The sequence below is a fragment of the Nonomuraea sp. NPDC050540 genome (assembly GCF_044457485.1).
GTDB lineage: Bacteria > Actinomycetota > Actinomycetes > Streptosporangiales > Streptosporangiaceae > Nonomuraea.
The window spans coordinates 440,547-459,977 of the sequence record NZ_JBITHA010000008.1; the positions used below are offsets into that span (position 1 = coordinate 440,547).

At 70.9% G+C, this 19,431-nt stretch carries 17 protein-coding genes; 9 read left to right on the plus strand and 8 right to left on the minus strand.

Features of this window, described 5'->3' with window-relative positions:
- Positions 1 to 3 precede the first annotated feature (3 nt).
- From ACIBI5_RS28940 to ACIBI5_RS28960, 5 genes are all read right to left on the minus strand, one after another.
- A complete protein-coding gene (locus tag ACIBI5_RS28940; protein WP_397251884.1) occupies positions 4 to 858 on the minus strand; it encodes a potassium-transporting ATPase subunit C in 855 nt (284 codons plus the stop codon).
- Positions 859 to 2,964, minus strand: coding sequence for a potassium-transporting ATPase subunit KdpB (gene kdpB, locus ACIBI5_RS28945; protein ID WP_397251885.1), 2,106 nt, complete (start codon positions 2,962 to 2,964; stop codon positions 859 to 861).
- Positions 2,961 to 4,607: a potassium-transporting ATPase subunit KdpA gene (gene kdpA, locus ACIBI5_RS28950; RefSeq protein ID WP_397251886.1), complete on the minus strand. Its 1,647-nt coding sequence runs from the start codon at positions 4,605 to 4,607 to the stop codon at positions 2,961 to 2,963. The genes kdpB and kdpA overlap by 4 nt, the downstream gene beginning before the upstream one ends.
- Positions 4,607 to 4,696, minus strand: a complete 90-nt coding sequence (kdpF, locus tag ACIBI5_RS28955) for a K(+)-transporting ATPase subunit F (protein WP_184972245.1) — start codon at positions 4,694 to 4,696, stop codon at positions 4,607 to 4,609. Before kdpF ends, kdpA begins: the two co-directional genes overlap by 1 nt.
- Before the next feature lie 291 nt (positions 4,697 to 4,987).
- Positions 4,988 to 5,911, minus strand: a complete 924-nt coding sequence (locus ACIBI5_RS28960) for a slipin family protein (protein ID WP_397251887.1) — start codon at positions 5,909 to 5,911, stop codon at positions 4,988 to 4,990.
- Between the two features lie 293 nt (positions 5,912 to 6,204).
- Between ACIBI5_RS28960 and ACIBI5_RS28965 the strand changes: the two genes are divergently transcribed.
- From ACIBI5_RS28965 to ACIBI5_RS28985, 5 genes are all read left to right on the plus strand, one after another.
- Positions 6,205 to 7,164, plus strand: a complete 960-nt coding sequence (locus ACIBI5_RS28965; RefSeq protein ID WP_397251888.1) for an endonuclease/exonuclease/phosphatase family protein — start codon at positions 6,205 to 6,207, stop codon at positions 7,162 to 7,164.
- A gap of 70 nt (positions 7,165 to 7,234) precedes the next feature.
- Complete coding sequence (locus tag ACIBI5_RS28970; RefSeq protein ID WP_397251889.1) at positions 7,235 to 8,866, plus strand: dynamin family protein; 1,632 nt, start codon at positions 7,235 to 7,237, stop codon at positions 8,864 to 8,866.
- Between the two features lie 179 nt (positions 8,867 to 9,045).
- Positions 9,046 to 9,417: a hypothetical protein gene (locus ACIBI5_RS28975; RefSeq protein ID WP_397251890.1), complete on the plus strand. Its 372-nt coding sequence runs from the start codon at positions 9,046 to 9,048 to the stop codon at positions 9,415 to 9,417.
- On the plus strand, positions 9,414 to 11,246 hold the full coding sequence (locus tag ACIBI5_RS28980) for a dynamin family protein (RefSeq protein WP_397251891.1): 1,833 nt from the start codon (positions 9,414 to 9,416) through the stop codon (positions 11,244 to 11,246). Before ACIBI5_RS28975 ends, ACIBI5_RS28980 begins: the two co-directional genes overlap by 4 nt.
- Before the next feature lie 17 nt (positions 11,247 to 11,263).
- Positions 11,264 to 12,955 carry an Hsp70 family protein gene (locus ACIBI5_RS28985; protein WP_397251892.1) on the plus strand — a complete coding sequence of 564 codons (1,692 nt, stop codon included), beginning with the start codon at positions 11,264 to 11,266 and terminating at the stop codon, positions 12,953 to 12,955.
- On the opposite strand, the gene ACIBI5_RS28990 is transcribed toward ACIBI5_RS28985, so the two are convergent.
- Positions 12,876 to 13,229: a GNAT family N-acetyltransferase gene (locus ACIBI5_RS28990; RefSeq protein ID WP_397251893.1), complete on the minus strand. Its 354-nt coding sequence runs from the start codon at positions 13,227 to 13,229 to the stop codon at positions 12,876 to 12,878. The genes ACIBI5_RS28985 and ACIBI5_RS28990 overlap by 80 nt on opposite strands.
- 15 nt (positions 13,230 to 13,244) lie before the next feature.
- Complete coding sequence (locus ACIBI5_RS28995) at positions 13,245 to 13,835, minus strand: hypothetical protein (RefSeq protein ID WP_397251894.1); 591 nt, start codon at positions 13,833 to 13,835, stop codon at positions 13,245 to 13,247.
- A 35-nt stretch (positions 13,836 to 13,870) separates the two neighbouring features.
- Between ACIBI5_RS28995 and ACIBI5_RS29000 the strand changes: the two genes are divergently transcribed.
- The 4 genes from ACIBI5_RS29000 to ACIBI5_RS29015 all read left to right on the plus strand — a co-directional run bounded on the left by ACIBI5_RS29000 (position 13,871) and on the right by ACIBI5_RS29015 (position 18,243).
- Positions 13,871 to 15,325 carry a class I adenylate-forming enzyme family protein gene (locus ACIBI5_RS29000; RefSeq protein ID WP_397251895.1) on the plus strand — a complete coding sequence of 485 codons (1,455 nt, stop codon included), beginning with the start codon at positions 13,871 to 13,873 and terminating at the stop codon, positions 15,323 to 15,325.
- Positions 15,309 to 16,487, plus strand: a complete 1,179-nt coding sequence (locus ACIBI5_RS29005) for a DUF4437 domain-containing protein (RefSeq protein WP_397251896.1) — start codon at positions 15,309 to 15,311, stop codon at positions 16,485 to 16,487. Before ACIBI5_RS29000 ends, ACIBI5_RS29005 begins: the two co-directional genes overlap by 17 nt.
- Positions 16,488 to 16,544: 57 nt before the next feature.
- Positions 16,545 to 17,159, plus strand: a complete 615-nt coding sequence (locus ACIBI5_RS29010) for a bifunctional 4-hydroxy-2-oxoglutarate aldolase/2-dehydro-3-deoxy-phosphogluconate aldolase (protein ID WP_397251897.1) — start codon at positions 16,545 to 16,547, stop codon at positions 17,157 to 17,159.
- A gap of 352 nt (positions 17,160 to 17,511) precedes the next feature.
- A complete protein-coding gene (locus tag ACIBI5_RS29015) occupies positions 17,512 to 18,243 on the plus strand; it encodes an SDR family oxidoreductase (RefSeq protein ID WP_397251907.1) in 732 nt (243 codons plus the stop codon).
- Between the two features lie 46 nt (positions 18,244 to 18,289).
- Here the strand turns inward: ACIBI5_RS29015 and ACIBI5_RS29020 are convergent.
- On the minus strand, positions 18,290 to 19,431 hold a 1,142-nt coding region (locus tag ACIBI5_RS29020), incomplete at its 5' end, for a M28 family peptidase (RefSeq protein WP_397251898.1).

A 19,431-nucleotide genomic window follows, 5' to 3' on the forward strand; every position in this document is an offset into this window, starting at 1 on the left:
GCCCTACTCCTTGTCGAGTGCCAGGTTGAGCATGAGCACGTTGACTCCGGGCTCGCCCATGAAACCGAGCGCGCGGCCGGTCGTGTTGTCGGCGATCAGCTTCCTGACCGCCTCGACGGGCTTGCCGCGCTCCTTGGCCACGCGGGCCGCCTGCAGCTGCGCGTAGGCGACCGAGATGTGCGGGTCCAGGCCGGACCCGCTGGCCGCGACCGCGTCAGCGGGGACCTTCACGTCGGTGACGTTCCCGCGCACCGGCACGGTACGGCCGGCCGCGTAGTCCTCACCGGGCTTGCCGCACTCGACCTTGACGCCCTGGTACTCGGCGACGAAGGGCTGGGCGGGGCAGGCCTGGTTGACGCTGACCGCCCGAGCCGGCGTGCCGATGGCCGGGAAGACCTTCAGCACGGCGCCGACGCCGTCGGCGGTGCAGAACGGCCGGGCGCCGCTGACGCCCTCCAGCTCGCCGACCGCGTTGGAGCGGGCGCAGACCTGGGTGAGCAGCGACCGCTTGCCCTCCTTCGCGGCGTCGTCGGCGCCGTTCGGGTCGGGCAGCACGTCCAGGACGTCCTCGGGGCCGAGGTTGCTCGCGGCGGTGGACAGCATGTCGTAGCCGTCACCGGCGGCCGACGGGCGGCTCTGGAAGTACTTCTTGACGGGGTTGCCGTCCTGGTCGGTGAACTTCTGGCCGATCAGCTCGCTGCCCTTGTCGGTCATCGAGCCGTTGGCCTTGTGGTTGAACACGGCCTGCGCCGCCCCGGTCACCAGGAGCGGGTAGATCGCGCCGGTGACCAGGGTCAGGACGACGACCGCGCGGACAGCCGCGAGGTGCTGGCGGATCCAGCTGGGCAGACGTTCCATTTAAGACATCCCCGGAAGGAACTGGATGAGGAGATCAATGATCTTGATCCCGATGAACGGGGCGACGATGCCGCCCAGGCCGTAGACGTAGAGGTTGCGGCTGAGCAGCTTCGAGGCGCTGGACGGCCGGTAGCGGACGCCGCGCAGGGCCAGCGGGATGAGCGCGACGATGATGATCGCGTTGAAGATGACCGCGGACAGGATCGCCGACTGCGGGCTCGCCAGGCGCATGATGTTCAGCGTGTCCAGGCCCGGATACACCGCTGCGAACATCGCGGGAATGATCGCGAAGTACTTGGCGATGTCGTTGGCGATCGAGAATGTGGTCAGGGCCCCGCGGGTGATGAGGAGCTGCTTGCCGATCTCGACGATCTCGATGAGCTTGGTCGGGTTGGAGTCGAGGTCGACCATGTTGCCGGCCTCTTTGGCGGCGCTGGTGCCGGTGTTCATGGCCACGCCGACGTCCGACTGCGCGAGCGCGGGGGCGTCGTTGGTGCCGTCACCGGTCATGGCGACCAGCCGGCCGCCCTCCTGCTCCTGCTTGATCAGCGCGAGCTTGTCCTCGGGCGTCGCCTCGGCCAGGAAGTCGTCCACGCCGGCCTCGTCCGCGATCGCCTTGGCGGTCAGCGGGTTGTCGCCGGTGATCATGACGGTGCGGATGCCCATGCGGCGCATCTCGTCGAAGCGCTCGCGCATGCCCGCCTTGACGACGTCCTTGAGGTGGATGACGCCCAGGACGCGGCCCTTCTCGGCCACCACCAGCGGGGTGCCGCCGCTGGCCGAGATGCCGTCCACGATGTGGCCGACCTCGTCGGTCGGGTGGCCGCCGCCGTCGCGTACCCACTTCATGACCGCGGTCGCCGCGCCCTTGCGGACCTCCCGGCCGTCAGAGCCCGATGCGCCCGGGTCCGGCGCCAGATCCACGCCGGACATGCGGGTCTGGGCGGTGAACGGCACCCAGGACGCGTTGTGCACGTCCCGCTCGCGCAGGCCGTACCTCTCCTTGGCGAAGACCACGATCGAGCGGCCCTCGGGCGTCTCGTCGGCGAGGCTGGACAGTTGCGCCGCCTCGGCGAGGTCCTGCTCGGTGACGCCGGCGACCGGGACGAACTCCGACGCCTGCCGGTTGCCCAGCGTGATCGTGCCCGTCTTGTCCAGCAGCAGCGTGGACACGTCGCCCGCGGCCTCGACCGCGCGGCCCGACATGGCCAGGACGTTGCGCTGGACCAGGCGGTCCATGCCGGCGATGCCGATGGCCGACAGGAGCGCGCCGATCGTGGTCGGGATCAGGCAGACCAGCAGCGAGACCAGCACGATCCCGCTGACGCCGTCGCCGGTCAGGGCGAGGGAGTCGGGGATGCCGGGGTTCTGGCCCTTGGCCCAGATCGCCATCGGCTGCATGGTGACGGTCGCGACCAGGAAGATGATCGTGAGCGCGGCCAGCAGGATGTTCAGCGCGATCTCGTTGGGCGTCTTCTGCCGGTTGGCGCCCTCGACGAGGGCGATCATCCGGTCGATGAAGCTCTCGCCGGGCTTCTGGGTGATCTGGACGACGATCCGGTCCGACAGCACCTTGGTGCCGCCGGTGACCGCCGAGCGGTCGCCGCCTGACTCGCGGATGACCGGGGCGGACTCACCGGTGATGGCCGACTCGTCCACCGAGGCGATGCCCTCGATCACGTCGCCGTCGCCCGGGATGATCTCCCCGGCCTCGACGACCACGATGTCACCCTGCTGGAGCTCCGTCGCCGGAACCGTCTCGCCGGACCGCCTGCGCGCCACCGTGTCGGTCTTGGCCTTGCGCAGCGTGGCCGCCTGGGCCTTGCCGCGTCCCTCCGCGACCGCTTCCGCCAGGTTGGCGAAGATCACCGTCAGCCAGAGCCACACCACGGTCGCCCAGGCGAAGAAGGAGGGCCGCAGGAGCGCCAGGACCGTGGTGAAGACCGCGCCGATCTCCACGATCAGCATCACCGGGTTACGCCACAGCGTGGCCGGGTTCAGCTTCTTGAACGCGTCCGGCAGGGACCGCACCATCTGCTGGGGATCGAGCAGGCCCCCACCGACCTTGCCGGTGCTCTTGGGGGGCTCGACCGTCTGGGTCGTCATGACAGGAGTCCTTCTGCGAGCGGCCCCAGCGCGAGCGCCGGGAGGAAGGTCAGGGCGACGAGGATGATCGTCACGCCGACGACCATGCCGACGAACTGCGGACGGTGCGTCGGCAGCGTGCCCGCCGTCTCCGGGACCGGGGTCTGCCTGGCCAGCGAACCGGCCAGGGCGAGTACGAAGATGATCGGCAGGAAGCGGCCGAGCAGCATGCACAGGCCGAGCGCCACGTCGTACCACGGGGTGTTGACGGTGACGCCGCCGAAGGCCGAGCCGTTGTTGTTCGAGGCGCTGGTGAAGGCGTAGAGGATCTCGGAGAAGCCGTGCGGCCCGCTGTTCAGCATCGCCGCCAGGCCCGCCTCGTTGCCCATGGCCAGCGAGGTGCCGACCAGGACGAGGATCGGGGTGACCAGGAAGTACATCGAGGCCAGCTTGATCTCGCGGGCGCCGATCTTCTTGCCCAGGTACTCGGGCGTGCGGCCCACCATGAGGCCGGCCACGAACACGGTGATCACGGCGAGGATGAGCATGCCGTACAGGCCCGCGCCGACGCCGCCGGGGGCGACCTCGCCGAGCATCATGTTGAACATCGTCATCATGCCGCCGAACGGCGTGTAGGAGTCGTGGAAGGAGTCCACGGCGCCGGTGCTGGTCAGCGTGGTGGCCGCGCCGAACGTGGCGGAGTTGGCGACGCCGAACCTGACGTCCTTACCCTCCAGCGCCGAGCCGATCGCCTGCGGGACGGTGGCGTCGCCCGCCAGCTCGAAGACGTTGGTCAGCGTGACGCTGACCAGCGCGATGACGCCCATGACGGCGAGGATCGCGTAGCCCTGGCGGATCTGGCCGACCATCTTGCCGAAGGTGCGCGGGAGCGCGAACGGGATCAGCAGGATGAGGAAGATCTCGAACCAGTTGGTCCAGCTGGTGGCGTTCTCGAACGGGTGCGCCGAGTTGGTGTTGTAGAAACCGCCGCCGTTGGTGCCGAGCTCCTTGATGACCTCCTGGCTGGCCACGGGGCCGCCGGTCATGTTCGTGGGACCGGTCAGGCCGGCGATCTCGTGCGGGCCGGTGAAGTTCTGCACCAGGCCGCCGGCCACGAGGATCAGCGCGCCGACGAAGGCGATCGGCAGCAGGATGCGGAGGGTGCCGCGCACCAGGTCCACCCAGAAGTTGCCGAGGGTGTCGGTGCCCCTGCGGGCGAAGCCGCGGACCAGCGCGATCGCGACGGCCATGCCGACCGCGGCCGAGACGAAGTTCTGCACGGCCAGGCCGGACATCTGGACCAGGTGGCCCATCGTCGACTCGCCGGAGTAGGCCTGCCAGTTCGTGTTGGTGACGAAGCTGACGGCGGTGTTCCAGGCGATGTGGTCGGGGACGGGGTCGAAGCCCAGGCTCAGGAAGAGTTTGTCCTGGAGGCGCTGCAGGCCGTACAGGACGAGGAGGGAGATGACCGAGAACGCGAGAACGCTGCGCGCGTAGACGGCCCAGCGCTGCTCGGAGTCGGCCTGGACGCCGAGCAGGCGGTAGATGAAGCGCTCCACCACGTTGTGCTTGACGCTCGTGTACACGCGGTACATGTGGTCGCCCAGCGGCTTGTGCGTGATGACCAGCGCGAGGACGAGGGAAGCGATGAAGATCCAGCCCACTAGAACCGCTCCGGGAACAGCAGGGCCGCGACCATGAAGATCACCAGGCCGACGGCCACGACAAGGCCGGTGGCATTGATCGCGCTCACAGGCGCTCCACCGCCTTCACCACTAGCCCCAGGATCACGAACAACGCGATCGTCAGGGCGACGAAGATGACGTCGGCCATCCCCACTCCTCAGCTCCGGAAAGTTGCTTGCTCCGTAAGCAAAGCGGGAGATTTATGCGTTTTTGCCGTTCTTGACGGGTTCCATACGCCCACAAGCCGCCTTTTGACACCATCCCGACGACGATCGCTTCCCGTCAGGGCGAACAACCCCTCCCCTCCGTTACGGCAAGCCTCCGCCCACTCCCCCCGCCGCCCCGGTACCGCCCGATCGTCAGGCGCTTCTCACGTCGGACGTGGTTCTCTCCGCCACGCCGTCCGCCTGGCCGGTTCCCGCGGCCTCGGGCGCGCGCCGCTGTCCCTCGTCGAGCGCGGGCCGCTCGCTTTCGCCGACCGCCCGGGGTTCCGTGGCCGTGTCCTGCTTGTCCGGTGGCGTCGCGGCCTGGGCGGCCTTGTCGAAGAAGCGGAGCAGTTCCACCGGCAGCGGCATGATCAGCGTGGAGTTCTTCTCCGCCGCCACCTCCACCACCGTCTGCAGCAGGCGCAGCTGCAGCGCTCCCGGCGTCTGGGACATGATGCCCGAGGCGTCGGCCAGCTTCTGGGCGGCCTGCAGTTCGCCGTCGGCCACGATCACCCGGGATCGCCGTTCGCGCTCGGCCTCGGCCTGGCGTGACATCGAGCGCTTCATCGACTCCGGCAGCTGAACGTCCTTGATCTCCACGCGGTCGATGTGGATGCCCCAGCCCAGCGCCGGGCTGTCGATCATCAGGGCCAGGCCCCGGTGCAGTTCCTCGCGGTTGGACAGCAGGTCGTCCAGTTCGCTTTTGCCGATGATGTTGCGCAGCGAGGTCTGGGCCACCTGCTCGATCGCGAACAGGTAGTTCTGCACCTCGATCGAGGCGCGCATCGGGTCCTGGACGCGGAAGTAGACGACGGCGTCCACACGGACCGAGACGTTGTCGCGGGTGATGCCCTCCTGCGTCGGGACGGGCATGGTGACGATCTGGACGTTGACCTTGGTCATCCGGTCGACGAGCGGGATCAGGACCCGGAGCCCCGGCTGCCGTACCCGCTGCTGCGCCCGGCCCAGGCGGAAGACGACCCCGCGTTCCACCTGGTTGACGACCCTGAACCCGGTCACCAGGACCAGCAGGACGAGGAACGCGGCGAGCCCCAGCAGGATGATGGTGGATTCCATGGCGGTGTCCCTTCCTCTTCGAGGCTAGATCCGTCCGCGCGCCACGGAAAGAAGGGGACGCGGCCCGGCCTCGATCGCCGGGCCGCGCCGGTGTCAGGCGAGCGCCGTGCGGCTGACGGGGCTCGTGTGGCGCCGCCCCGGACCAGCGGCGCACTGGTTGCCCGGTCTAAGGCGGTCATCCGTATATCGCAATTGTGCAACGGCAATTAATGTCCGGATACGGACGGGTCAACGGGCGCGCCACTGTGCCGAGACGGTTTAAAGTTCAGTCAAACCTAGAGACCGACAGGCGGGTGGCCTTGGACACGACCACGGAGCCGGTGACGAAGAAGCGGCGCCCGCGCCTGATGTCGTGGCTGGTGGCGGGGCTCCTGGCCGCCTGGGCGCTGGTCCGGCTGACCGGCCTGGAGGCGGGCTGGCCGCTCACCCAGCTGATGACGCTGACACCCTTCGGCGCCGTGCTCGCGCTGCTCTCGGCGGCGGTCCTGTTCTTCCGCGACCGGCTGGCCGCGCTGGTCGCCCTGGCCGCCGCCGCCGCGATGGTCGCCGTCATCGTGCCCAGGGTGGTCTCGGATCCGGCTCCGGAAGGCGGGACCGCTCTGCGCGTCCTCTCGTCGAACCTGTTCGGGCGGGCCGACCCCGCCGCGATCGTCGACCTGGTCACGCGCCTTGACGTGGACGTTCTCAGCGCGCTGGAGCTCAGACCCCACCAGGTCGCCGCGCTGGAGGCGGCGGGGCTGGGGCGGCTTCTGCCGTACACGGTGCTGGAGGAGGCGGAAGGCCCGGCCGGCAGCGGCATCTACTCGCGCTACCCGCTGACCAAGATCGAGGGGTTGTTCACGCCGATCGGGCACCACATGCCGGCGGCCAGGGTGGCACTGCCGTCCGGGCCGGTCGAGGTGGTGGCGGTGCACCCGAATCCGCCCCTGCCTCGCCTCTACGCGGAATGGAACGTTTCATTGGCGGCGCTACCGGATGCCGCGCCGGGGCGGATCCTCGCGGGCGACTTCAACGCCAGCCTCGACCACCAAGCCTTCCGGGCCCTGCTGAACCGGGGCTACACCGACGCCGCCGCCCAGGTGGGCAAGGGGCTCGTCCCGACGTGGCCGCGCGGCCGGGCGATCCCGCCGATCATCACGATCGACCACATCCTGGTCGATCGTTCCATCGGCGTGCGCCGGGCGGAGATCGTCGACGTGCCCGGCACGGACCACCGGGCGGTCTTCGCGGACCTCAGTATCGGACAACCGTAACTTCTAGTTTCGCGTGTCCTTTCCCGGGAGAGGTGGACGGAGTCACTCTCGGTCGCTAAACATGCGCCTGATGAAACCCCCCGAACATCTGCTCGTGCCCGCGGTCGCGCGCGCGGGAACGATCCTGCGCGAGTGCGCGCTCCAGGCGGACGAAACCCCCGAACTCGCCCCGCTGGCCGACGCCCTGCGCACCGCCGCGGCCCGGCTCGCCGAGCCCATGCGGCTGGCCGTGGCGGGCCAGATCAAACGCGGCAAGTCCACGCTGGTCAACGCGCTGCTCGGCGAACAGGTGGCGGTGACCGGCCGCGAGGAGCTGACGTTCAACGTGAACGAGCTGGTCCACGCCCCGCGCCCGAGCCTGACCGTGCACTTCCGCGACGGCCCGCCGCGACCGGTCGCGCCGTCGGAGTTCGCGCACTGGACCGTCCGCGACGAGACGCACCTGGCCGACCTCGTCCGCGTACGCAAGGTGGAGTACGGCCTGCCGAACCCCTTCCTGAACGACTTCCACCTCGTCGACACCCCCGGCCTGGGCAGCGTGTACGGCCGGGACTCGGCCAACACCCTGGCCACGATGGGCGTCCAGGACCCCGGCGTGCTGGAGCTCCTGGGCCGCGACCCGCAGACCCTCCACCAGGAGAGCATCGACGAGCTCGACCAGGCCGACGCCGTCCTTTACCTGTTCAGCCGCGACGTCAGCAACCAGGACGTGGCCGCGGTCTCCGCCTTCCTCGGCGACCGGGCCGGCATGCTGACGCCGTTCAAGGCGTTCGGCGTGCTCAGCAGGTGCGACCAGAGCTGGCCGCCGGTGCTCGGCGACCCGCTGGCCTTCCATCCGCTGCGCGACGGCGCGAGCCAGGTCATCGACGTCTACCGGGGCGCCACCGACCTGAGCCGCCTGTTCTACCTGGTGGTGCCGATCGCGGCGAAGGTCGCCGCCGGCGCGCAGGCGATGAAGGAACACCATCTCGGGTGGCTGCGTGCGCTGGCCGCCGTCTCCCCCGCCGAGCTGGCCGGCGAGCTGGGCGACCTGCGTGAGTTCCAGCACGCCGCCGGTCCGCTGCGGCCGGCGTACCGGAAGGAGCTCGTCGAGCTGCTCGGCGCCTGGGGCGTGCACCTGGCGTGCGGCGCGCTGCGCGACGGCCTGGACCCCGGGGAGCTCGCCGAGCACCTGGTCGAGGAGAGCGGGGTGGGCGGGCTGCGCCGGTTGATCAGCGGGCACTTCGGCAACCGCGCCGGACTCATCAAGCTGGACCAGGCCATGATCTCGGTACGGGCGGCGCTGGCGAGCTGCCGCGAGGGCCTGCCGCCGGACGGCGCCGCCAAGGCGGCCGCGGACGAGGTGGCGAAGCGGGTCGAGCGGTTCCAGCGCTCCGAGCACGGCTTCGCCGAGCTGACCGCGCTCGCCGCCCACTACCAGGGCGCCACCCGTTTGCGACCGGCGGAGGCGGAGCAGCTCCTGCAGGTCACCGGCGAGAAGGGCACCTCATGCGCGGCCCGGCTCGGCTTCGAGGACGACCAGCCGGTCAGCCGGATGATGCGACGAGCGAAGGAGCGAGCGCACCAATGGAACACCCGGATGAACGACCCCCTCACCGGCAGGGTGGACAAGCAGACGGCCCACACGATGGTGCGCAGCTACGAGCGGATCATGGATCGCCTCCAGGTGGCCCAGCGCCTGCTCGACCCAGAGACCTGCTGAGCAGGCTGGTCGACCCCCTGGTCAAACCCCGCAAACTCGCCGAGCAGCTTCTGGTACGGCTGGCCGCCCTCACCGGCCGCCGCCAGGACCCACCCGACCTCGGCACCGCCGCCCTGCTGGAGCACGCGCTGGCCGAGGTCGAGACCCTGGAACGGACCCAGCGCGAGCTGCGCGGAGAAGTGGACCGCCTGCGCCGCGCGGAAGGCGCGCACGAACCTCCCCCGCGCATGGTGAACGCCCTGGTGGACCTCGCGGAACGCCTGGACGAGCTGCGCGGCCGCGACCTCGCCACCGGCCCGGAGCCGCCGGCCAGGCTGGTCGGCTGGGTCGCCGACCAGCTCACGCTGATGCTGCGCGAGGGCGAGGTCGAGCCGCTGGACGACAGGGGCGAACTGGTCCCCGAGCGGCACCAGGTCGTGGGCGTGCGCCCCACGGCGGAGCCCGGCCTGCCGGGCACGATCGCCGAGACCGTCCGCCCCGGCTACCAGTGGCGCGGGCTGGTCCTGCGGCCCCAGCAGGTGCTCGCCTACGTCGAGGAGCCGGCGCGATGAGCCACGAGGAGCTGGCCAGGGTACGCGCCGACGTCCTCGCCCTGCACGAGCGGCTGGTCGCCGGCCTGGAACTCACCGAGGCGCTGCGGGCCAAGCTCGAAGAGAGCGTCCAGCGGGTCCAGACCGGGACGTACCAGGTCGTCGTCATGGGCGAGTACAGCCGCGGCAAGTCCAGCCTGATCAACGCCCTGCTCGGCCGCGAGCGCCTCCTGCCGGTGAACTCCGCCGTGACCACCTGCGTCGTCACCGTCCTGCGCTGGGGCGAGCGTGAGGCCGCGTTCGTCACCGAGAGCTCGGGCGAGCGGCGCGAGATCCCGCTCGGCGAGCTCGACCGGCACGTCGCCGACCGGGCGAACGTCGACCACGTCGTCACCGTCGAGACGCCGGCCGAGCTGCTGCGCGACGGGCTGGTCCTGGTCGACACCCCGGGCATCGGCGCCGTGAACAACGCCCACAGCGACGCCACCTACGCCTCCCTGTCGCGGGCGGACGCGATCCTCTATGTCGGCAGCAGCGAGGAGACGCTGAGCGTCAACGAACTGGCACACGTCGAGAAGGCGTTCGCCGCCTGCCCGGTCGTGGTCACCGCGATCACCAAGGTGGAGTCGGTCTTCGACCAGGACCACGAGGTCAGGGTCGCCCGCCGGAAGATCGCCGCGGCGACGGGACTGGCGCCCGAGGACCTCGTCGTGCTGCCGGTCTCCGCCCATCGCAGGCTGCGGGCGCTCCGGCAGGGCCGCCCCGAGTCGCCCGGCGAGTCCGGTCTGCCGGAGCTGGAACGGCAGTTGCGCGATCGCCTGGCCGCGACCTGCGGCGCCCGGTACCTGGAACGTGCCCTCGACCTCCTGGACGAGGTGCAGGCCGCGGCCGAGGCCCCGGTCACCAACGAGCTGGCCGCGCTGGTGGCCGGCGAGGAACTGGAGAGGATCGCCGCCGAGCTGCGGCAGAACAGGCGGCGGGCAGAAGAGCTGCTGGCCGGCCGGGCCGTCTGGCGCGAGGCGCTGGTGGCCTCGTTCGACGAGGCCGCCGCGCCCGTCGTCGAACGGCTGGCCGCGCGCAACCAGGCGATCCGCGACCGCTTCCTCGGCCACATTCACTCGCGCGCGGTCGTTGACGACGCCGAGGGCCTCATCAACGCCACCACGCGGGCACTCTCCGACGCCCTGGACACCGCCCGCGCCGACCTGCTTGCCGCCGTGGACCGCACCGGCGAGGAGACCGCCGCGGCCACCCGGCTGCCGATCGGCGTGCTCAACGCGGCGGTGCCCGGCTACCAGCCGAGGCTGGACGTCTCCGCCATCATGCTGCGCAAGCACGCCAGGGAGGGACGGCTGTCGTCGGTCAACTCCGGCGTGACCGTGGCCGGCGCCGTCGGCACCGCGATCTTCACCGGCGCCGGCGCGCTGCTGCCCGGCATCGGCATCGCGATCGGCGCGGTCGCGGCGATCGCGCTCGGCGCCCTCGGCGTCATGGCCGGGTTGCAAGAACACCGGCACCGCGTGCTCACACAGGTCAAACTAGAGCGGTCGGCGCAGTTCAGCCAGGCCGTGCTGCCCATGGTCGAGCGGAACGCCGCCAAGGCGGAGAAAGACCTCGCCGAGGCGGTCGAGGACTGCAAGGTGCTGATGCTGGAGCACTTCGACGACGTGCTGCGCCAGACGCGTGACGCGCTCGACCGGTCGATCGAACGGCTGGCCGTACTGCGAGAGGCGAGCGCGCGGGACCGGAAGCGGCGGATGGCGGAGCTCACGATCACGGCGGGGCAGTACGAGCGGGTGCGAGGGGAGCTGACCGCGGCGCGCGAGCGTGTGCGGCGGCTCGGCCACTGACGGAGGGATCAGCAGCGGTGGGAGTGGTTTACGGCATCGACTTCGGCACGTCCAACTCCTCGATCATGGTGGGGCTGGCGGACGGGCGGGTCGTCGTGGTGCCCGATCCGGAGACGCGGGGCGCGGCCGAGATCCCGACCGCGGTGCTCGCGACCCGCGGCAGGCTGTACGTGGGCACGGCCGCGAAACGGCTCGGGCCCGCCTACATCCAGAACTACCGGACCGAGTTCAAGCGTGACTTCGGCGACGACGCGCCCGTCCACCTCGACGGCCGCCGCTACCAGGTGCACGAGCTGGCCGCCGAGGTCCTGCGGTACCTGCGCGCGCAGGCGCGGCGCGTGGCCCCGGGCGAGCCCGGCACGGTCGTCATCACCGTGCCGGTCAGCTGGGACGCCGGCAACCACGACCTGATGAAGCAGGCCGCCCAGCTGGCGGGGTTCGACCCGGCGACGGTCACGCTGGTGTCCGAGCCCGTCGCGGGGGTACGCGGCGCGGTCACCGGGCAGCGCTTCTTCGACGAGCAGACGATCCTGCTCTACGACCTGGGCGGCGGCACCTTCGACTGCGCCCTGACCAAGGGCACCACGGACGCGGGCTTTCGCGACGTGGGCCGGCCGGGCGGCATCCCCACGCTGGGCGGGATCGACTTCGACCGGGAGATCCTCACCGCGATCAGGGAGCGCCACCCCGAGCAGGTGGACGCGCTGTTCGCCGACCCCGAGCCGGACGTGCCCGTGCTGCGCAGGCGGCTCGGCCTCAGGGACACCTGCGAGAAGATCAAGCACGCGCTGTCGGAGCGGGAGGAGTATCGGGCGCTGCTGTCCGAGCTCGACCCGCCGGTCCTGTTCACCATGACGCGGGACGAACTGGGCGAACTCCTCGACAAGCCGCTGGCCGAGACCGTGGACGAGTGCGACCGGCTGCTCGGCGACCAGGAGCTGGCCTGGGACGACGTGACCAAGGTGATCCCGGTGGGCGGGAGCAGCCGGTTGCCGATGGTGCACGCGCAGATCTCCCGCCGGTCGGGGGTGACGGTGCTGAAGGTGGAGGAGCCGGAACTGGCCGTGGTACGCGGCGCCGTGCACCTCGCGATGGAGATACGGGACGCACAGGTGCTCCCGCGGGAGGAGGAGACCCCGGCGCCCGCGCCGGCCGCGGCGCCGGCGCCGGCGGTGCGGGTGCCGAGCACGCAGGCGGTGGTCCCCGGGCAGATGCTCGCGCTCAGCTTCGTCTGGCTGCTCAGCGCGGTCATCTACCTGACCGGTGCCCACCTCAATGGCGCCTGGCAGGTCCTTCTGCTCATCCTCATGTTCCTGCCGGCGCTGGTGGTGGCGCTCGGTCTGGCCGGGGACGCGCTCGACCGGCGGGACCCCGAGGCGGGCCTGCTCATGGCGGTCGTCGCGGCGGTCGCGCCCGTCGTGGCCGCGATCGTCGCGGAGTTCCGGCCCGCGTCGGACGCGGACGTGGTCATGGTCGGCGGCATGCTCCTGTCCGCGCTGACCGGTTGGTGGGGCGCGGGCCTCACCAGCGGGGAAGACCGGTACTTCATGATCGCCGGCGGCGGGTTCTTCGCGTTGGGCGCGGCCGGATTCTGGATCGGCGACGGCGCGAACGCGGTGGGAGCGGTGGTCAGTGGAGGGGTGATGGGACTGCTCGCGACGCTCGTCGGGTCGAGCGGCGATAGCCGTACGTCTCGTGGGTCTTCTTGAAGCCCAGCGCGGCGTAGAGCCTCCTCGCCGGGACGTTCTCCGCGTTGTGGTTGACGGTGACGGTGGTCAGGCCGAGGGCGCGCATCCGGTGCATGGCGTGCAGCATGGTCGCCCTGGCCAGGCCCAGGCGGTGGAAGTCGGCGTGGGTGCCGACCGGCTCGAAGTGGCCGATGGCGTTGCGCCGGTCCACCCAGTACACGAGGAACGAGGCGATCCGGCCGTCCGGCGACTCGGCGACGATCTCGCGGTCGACGTCGTAGCCGGGCTTGAGCATGACCTCGTCGCGGTACTACGCGCCGGTCCACTCTGAGTCGAAGGCGCTGTTGCGGGCGCGGGCCAGTTCGTCGGCGTCGGCCAGCCGGGCGGCGCGCAGCGTGAAGCCCGGGGGCGGGCTCGGCGCGGGCAGGTCGGCGAGTGCGGCCTCATTGACGTCGTCCCAGGTACGGAACCGGGTGAAGCCCAGGCGCTCCAGCACCTCGATCCTGGCCGTGTCGCAGTCGAAGACGTCGGTCAGCACCTCGTCCTCGCCCCGGCCGGTGGTCGCGCAGGCGGCCTCGATCATGTCGGCCTCGGCCTGGGTGCCGCGCAGGTCAGGGGCGGTGAAGACGTCGAAGGCGTTCTCGAAGCGGGTGTTGACCGTCAGCCCGGCCAGGCGGCCGCCGTCCTCCCAGACGTGCACGACCTCTCCGGTCGGGCGACGGCCCCTGATGTTCTCGTAGATGCGGTGGGGCAGCTCACCGATGTGGTCATAGGCGCAGCGGCCCGCGTCGGCGATCCACTCCGCGACGGTCTCCTGGATCCAGGGCAGGTCGGCGTCCGTGTATAGGCGCATGGTCAGCATCCGCCCATTGTCGTTGACGTTGCCGGAGGCGGGGATCATGCTATGTATTGGAAAGGCGTTTCACTATGCGAAACATGCAGCTCTCGATCGCCGGCGGCGTGCGTGAGTTCGCCGCGGCGACGCCGGCCGCCGTCGCGGTGGCCGACGACGGGCGGGAGCTGACCTTTCGCGCCCTGGACGATCGGTCGAGCAGGCTCGCCAACGCCCTGCTCAAGGCCGGGTTACGCACCGGCGAACGGGTCGCGGTGCTGATGGGCAACCGGCTGGAGTACCCGGAGGTGGCCTGCGGGATCGCCAAGGCCGGGCTGGTCATGGTGCCGATGAATCCCCGGCAGACGGCCGCGGAGAGCGCGTACATCCTCGATCATTCGCAGGCTCGGGCCATCGTGCTCGACGACGCCTTCGCCGGGGCCGTGGACCGGTTGCCGCGTACCGTTCTGTCGCTCGGCCCGTCCTACGAGGCGGTGCTGGCCACCTCGCCGGGTACCGACCCGCGGGTGGAGGTGGACGAGCGGGAGCCGTTCTGCGTCGCCTACACCTCGGGCACCACCGGGCGGCCCAAAGGCGTGGTCATCAGCCACCGCTCGCGCGCCCTCACCTTCTACGCCGCCGCCCTGGAGTGGGGGCTCGGGCCGGGACGCCGGACGATCGCGGTCGCGCCCATGTACCACGGCGCGGGCTTCGCCTTCGGGTACGCGCCGGTCCACACCGGCGGGACCGTCGCGATGCTGCGGGCCTGGGACCCCGAACGCCTGCTCGCCATGATCGCCGGGACGCGGGCGCAGTCGGTGTTCCTGGTCCCGGCGCACGCCCACATGCTGCGCGCGCACGGGCTCGGCGAGCACGACCTGTCCTCGCTGGACACGCTCTTCTTCAACGCCGCCGCGCTGCCGCGCACGCTCAAGGAGTGGGTGCTCGACGCCTTTCCCGGAGTCGGGGTGCACGAGCTCTACGGCTCGACCGAGGCGGGCATCATCAGCGACTGCCGCCCCGCCGACGCCTGGCGCAAGATCGGGTCGGTGGGGACGCCCTGGTTCATGACCGAGGTCAGGATCGTCGAGGGTGAGCTGTTCTCGCGCTCGCCGTACCTCATGAACGGTTATCTCGGCGACCCCGACGCCACCGCGGCGTGCACCACCGCCGACGGCTTCATGACCAGCGGCGACCTCGTCGAGCGCGACGAGGAGGGCTTCCTCTACATCGTCGACCGCAAGAAGGACATGATCATCTCGGGTGGCGTCAACGTCGCGCCGCGCGAGGTCGAGGAGGCGCTGGCCGCCTACCCCGGCGTGGCCGAGGCCGCCGTCGTCGGACTGCCGGACGAGCGGTGGGGCGAGCGGGTGACGGCGTTCGTGGTCACGGCGCCGGGCGCGGCGGTCGAGGCGGCGCGGCTCGTCGAGCACTGCCGCCGGCGGCTGTCGGGCGCCAAGCTGCCGCGGCAGATCGAGTTCGTGCCCGCGCTGCCACGGAACGCGGCGGGCAAGATCCTCAAGCGCGAGCTGAAGGAGTGGCATGCGTCCCCACGTTGAAGTGATCCAAGAAGACGACTACATCTGGCACGCGGCCGAACTCGTCGGCGGCGAGGGGCGGGCGAGCGAGCGGCGCCTGTCCGTGGACGAGGAGGACGGCTCGTCGTCGCTGCGCGTCGACTTCCACACCGGCTGGGGGCGCGGGCCGGGCGTGCATCATGCCGACAGCGAGTTCTACGTGCTCGAAGGCTCGATGACGTACGGCGGGCGGCGCCTCGGCCAGGGCGGCTACGTGTACGCGCCGAAGGGGGTGCCGGTCGAGGCGATCACGTTCGCCGAGGGAACGAGGATCCTCCACTATCGCGAGTACGGCGACGCCGGATTCGACGCCGGTGCCGCGCGCTGGGCGGAGGCCCGGGAGGACGTCATCGTGATGGACTCGGCGGCGATGGAGTGGGACGCGGTGCCGAACCCCGGCCCCATGCCCGGACTTTTTATCAAATACCTCCATGTGGACCCTTTGACGGGCTTCTACACCCGGCTGGTGCACGCGCAGGAAGGCTGGGCCGACCACCGGCTCGCTCACCATCCCTGCTACGAGGAGGCGTACACGCTTCAGGGGCACATGGAGTACAACTTCGGGACGCTCGACCTCGGCACGTACTTCTTCCGGCCCGCCCGGGTGAAACATGGGCACTTCACCTCGATGGAGGGCGGGGCCACCTGGTTGCTGCGGTCGGACGGGGAGTTGTTCAACTGGTACACGCAGAACGAGTGGGTCCGGTGGGGCGGTGAGGCGCTCAACTACGGGCCCGCCGGGCGGTGGTCGCAGTCCAGCCACGACCTGGGGGTGGGGCTGCGGGCGGAGGAGGAACTGGCGATGCTGCGGGCGTCGCTGGACTACTCACGGCAGACGGGCGCCACGGACGCCGACTACGTCCCGCACGGCCAGGGAACGGACCACAGCCTGCTCGCCATCGCCAAGGCCCGCGAGGCCGCCCGCCTCCAGGGCGGCCACACCCACCACGCCGATGAAGAGGCCATGGACTGGGGCGCCGACCCCGCCTCGCTGGAGCATCCGGACGAGCGCACGGACGCGGGCGCGCACAACTGGGGCACCGGGCGGGTGTGGAAACCGGGCGACCCGATCCCGGCGCCGATCGTCTCCAGCCTGCCCGTCCGCTCCCGCTCCCGAGGCCGCTGGGACGGCGACGGAATGTAGGCCGGCCCACCGAACCGGGGATGATGAACCGATTCGGTTGAGCGCATGGGTGGAGAGATGAGCATGTATCGCTGGCAGGTCATGAACAGGATCGCCGAACGCCGCATCGTCGGCATCGTCCGCGCCATCAACGCCGAGACGGCGGTACAGGCTGCCATCACCACCGTGGACGCCGGCCTGGACGTCGTCGAGGTGTCCCTGACCACACCGGGCGCCATCGACGCCATCGCCGAGATCGTCCGCTCCCGACCGGACGCGGTGATCGGCGCCGGCACCGTCCTGGACGAACCGACCGCCCGCCTCGCCGCCCTGGCCGGCGCCCGCTTCCTGGTGTCCCCTTCGTTGAGCCGGCAGGTCCTGTCCACCGGCCATCGGTACGGCCTGGCCGTACTGCCCGGCGTGGCCACGGCGACGGAGATCGTGACCGCGTTGGAGTCGGGGGCCGACGCCGTGAAGCTCTTCCCCGCCCGCGCCTCCTCCCCCGACGTCCTGCGCGACCTCCTCCAGGCCCTCCCCCAGGCCCCGGTGGTGCCGACCGGCGGCATCACCGTGGAGAACGCCCCGGCCTGGATCGCCGCCGGCGCCGTGGCCTGCGGCATAGGCAGCGCCATAACCTCCGGCGACACCACCACCGTCAAAACCCTCCTGACCACCCTCAACCCCACCCCCTAACCCCGATGGGGCGACCCCCGTCCCACTCGCGCCTCCGGGGCCTCGCGCCGTGTGCCGCGCAAGCCGGAAACCAGGGGCCGAGGGATGGCCGGGGCCGAACCGAAGGCCGCGACCGGGAGCCAGGGCGCCTCGGATCGCGGGTCTGGGGCGGGTCCGGTGACGGGGCCGGAACCGAGGGCCAGGGTCGCAGGGAAAGAGCGAGGGTGTGGCAGGGCGAGCCGTCGTGGGCGTGGGGCGCGGGATTTGGGGCCTGGAGCGCGGAGTTCGGGGGCGAGGGTGTGGGGTTTGGGGTGAAGGTGTGGGGTTGTGGGTGTTGGGTGGGTGGTGTGGCTGATGAGAGGTGGGTGGCGTGATGGGTGGGCGGCTTGAGGGGGAGGTGGTGCTGGTTACCGGGGGTGCCCGGGGGATCGGGGCGGCCGTGGTGGAGGTGGCTGCCAGGGAAGGGGCGCGGGTCGGGGTGGTGGATGTGCTGGCGGCTGGGCGGGGCTTCGCCGTACAGGCGGACATCACGTCGGGTGAGCAGGTGAGGTCGGCGGTCGCCGAGATCGCGCACGAGCTGGGGGCGATCTCCGTGCTGGTCAACAACGCGGGGCGCAACGCCTACTACGACCCGGTCGAGATGACCGAGGCCGAGTGGGACGAGGTGTTCGCGATCGATCTGAAGGCCGCGTGGATGATGTCGCAGGCGGTGCTGCCGGGGATGAAGGCGGCGGGGCGTGGGGCGATCGTCAACGTCGCGTCCATACACGCCCGGCTGACCACGCGCGGGATGTTCCCCTATGCGGCGGCCAAGTCCGGTCTCGTGGGGCTGACGCGCAGTCTCGCGCTGGAGGTCGGGCCGCATGGTGTGCGGGTCAACGCGGTCAGCCCCGGCTGGACCGCCACCCGGCTGGTGGAGGAGTACCTGGACAAGCACCCCGATCCGGGTGAGCGCGCCAGGGTGGAGGGGCTGCATCCCATGGGGCGGATGGGGTCGCCGCACGAGGTGGCCGAAGTGGTCTGCTTTCTCGCCTCGGACGCGGCCGGCTTCGTCACGGGGGCGGAGTGGGCCGTGGACGGCGGGATGAGCGCTCGGTTCCCCTGAACGCCGTGGAGAAGGCCCGGACTCCGGCGGAGTCCGGGCCCCGGGACTATCCGGCGGTGGTCACCGCCACCGGCGCGACCGCAGCGGCGCTGTGCTGCGGGATGCCGTTCAGGTTGAACGCGTACCGGGCGGTGGAGTCGGCGATGGCGTCGGCGTCCACGTCCAGGGCGGTCATGTTGATGTTGGAGATGGTGTCGCAGGCCAGGTGGTAGCAGACGTCATAGGCGACGCCCGCCTGCCCGCCGAACAGCGCGGCCTCGGCCGGGGTCTTGATGCCTTCGGCCCCGGTGAAGATGCCGCCGGACGGGATGCCGACCGCGATGAACGGTCCGTAGTCGGAGCGCCCGTCGAAGTCGGTGCCGACGGTGGCCAGGTTGCGGGACTTGAAGAACTTGTCGAGCTGCTTCTCGATGTGGGCGCTTCCGGGAGGCCCGGCGGGCGAGCCGGTGGCGTCGGAGTCGTCGCCGTCGTAGAGCTTGAAGGCGTAGTTGGGCGAGGCGACCATGTCGAAGTTCAGGTACACCCTGATGCGCTTGCGCTCGGCGGCGCTCAGCCGTTCGACGTACTGGTCGGAGCCGAGCAGCCCGATCTCCTCGCTGGTCCAGAAGGCGAAGCGGACCTTGTTCTTGACCGGGAAGTGCGCGAGCTGCAGCGCGGTCTCCAGGATGGCGGCGCTGCCGGAGCCGTTGTCGTTGATGCCGGGCCCGGCTTCGACGCTGTCGAGGTGCGCGCCGACCATGACGACGTTGCGCGGGTCGCCGCCGCGGGTCTCGGCGATGACGTTGTCGCTCTTGCCGAGCGTGAGCGTGGCGTCGACCTTCAGGCGGACGGTGGCGCCGGGGGTGGAGGCCAGTTCGTTGCCGACGGCGAAGTCGGCGAAGACCATGGGCACGCCGCCGCGCCACTCGCCGATGTCGAGGGGGAAGGCGTCGGTGCGTCCGGGCTGGCCCTCGTTGAAGACGATGATGCCGGAGGCGCCGGCCCGGCCGGCGTTGCGGATCTTCTGGGCGAAGGCGCAGGTGCCGCGCTGGATGAGGGCGATCCGGCCGGCGACGAAGCCGTTGAAGTCAGCCGCTTCGCAACCGCTGGTGGAGGTGGGGGTGGGCGTCGGCGGGAGCGTGAGGTCGACGCCCTGGACCTGCGCGGTCACGTCGCCGGGGGGCGACGGCTGGAACGTGAAGAAGTCCT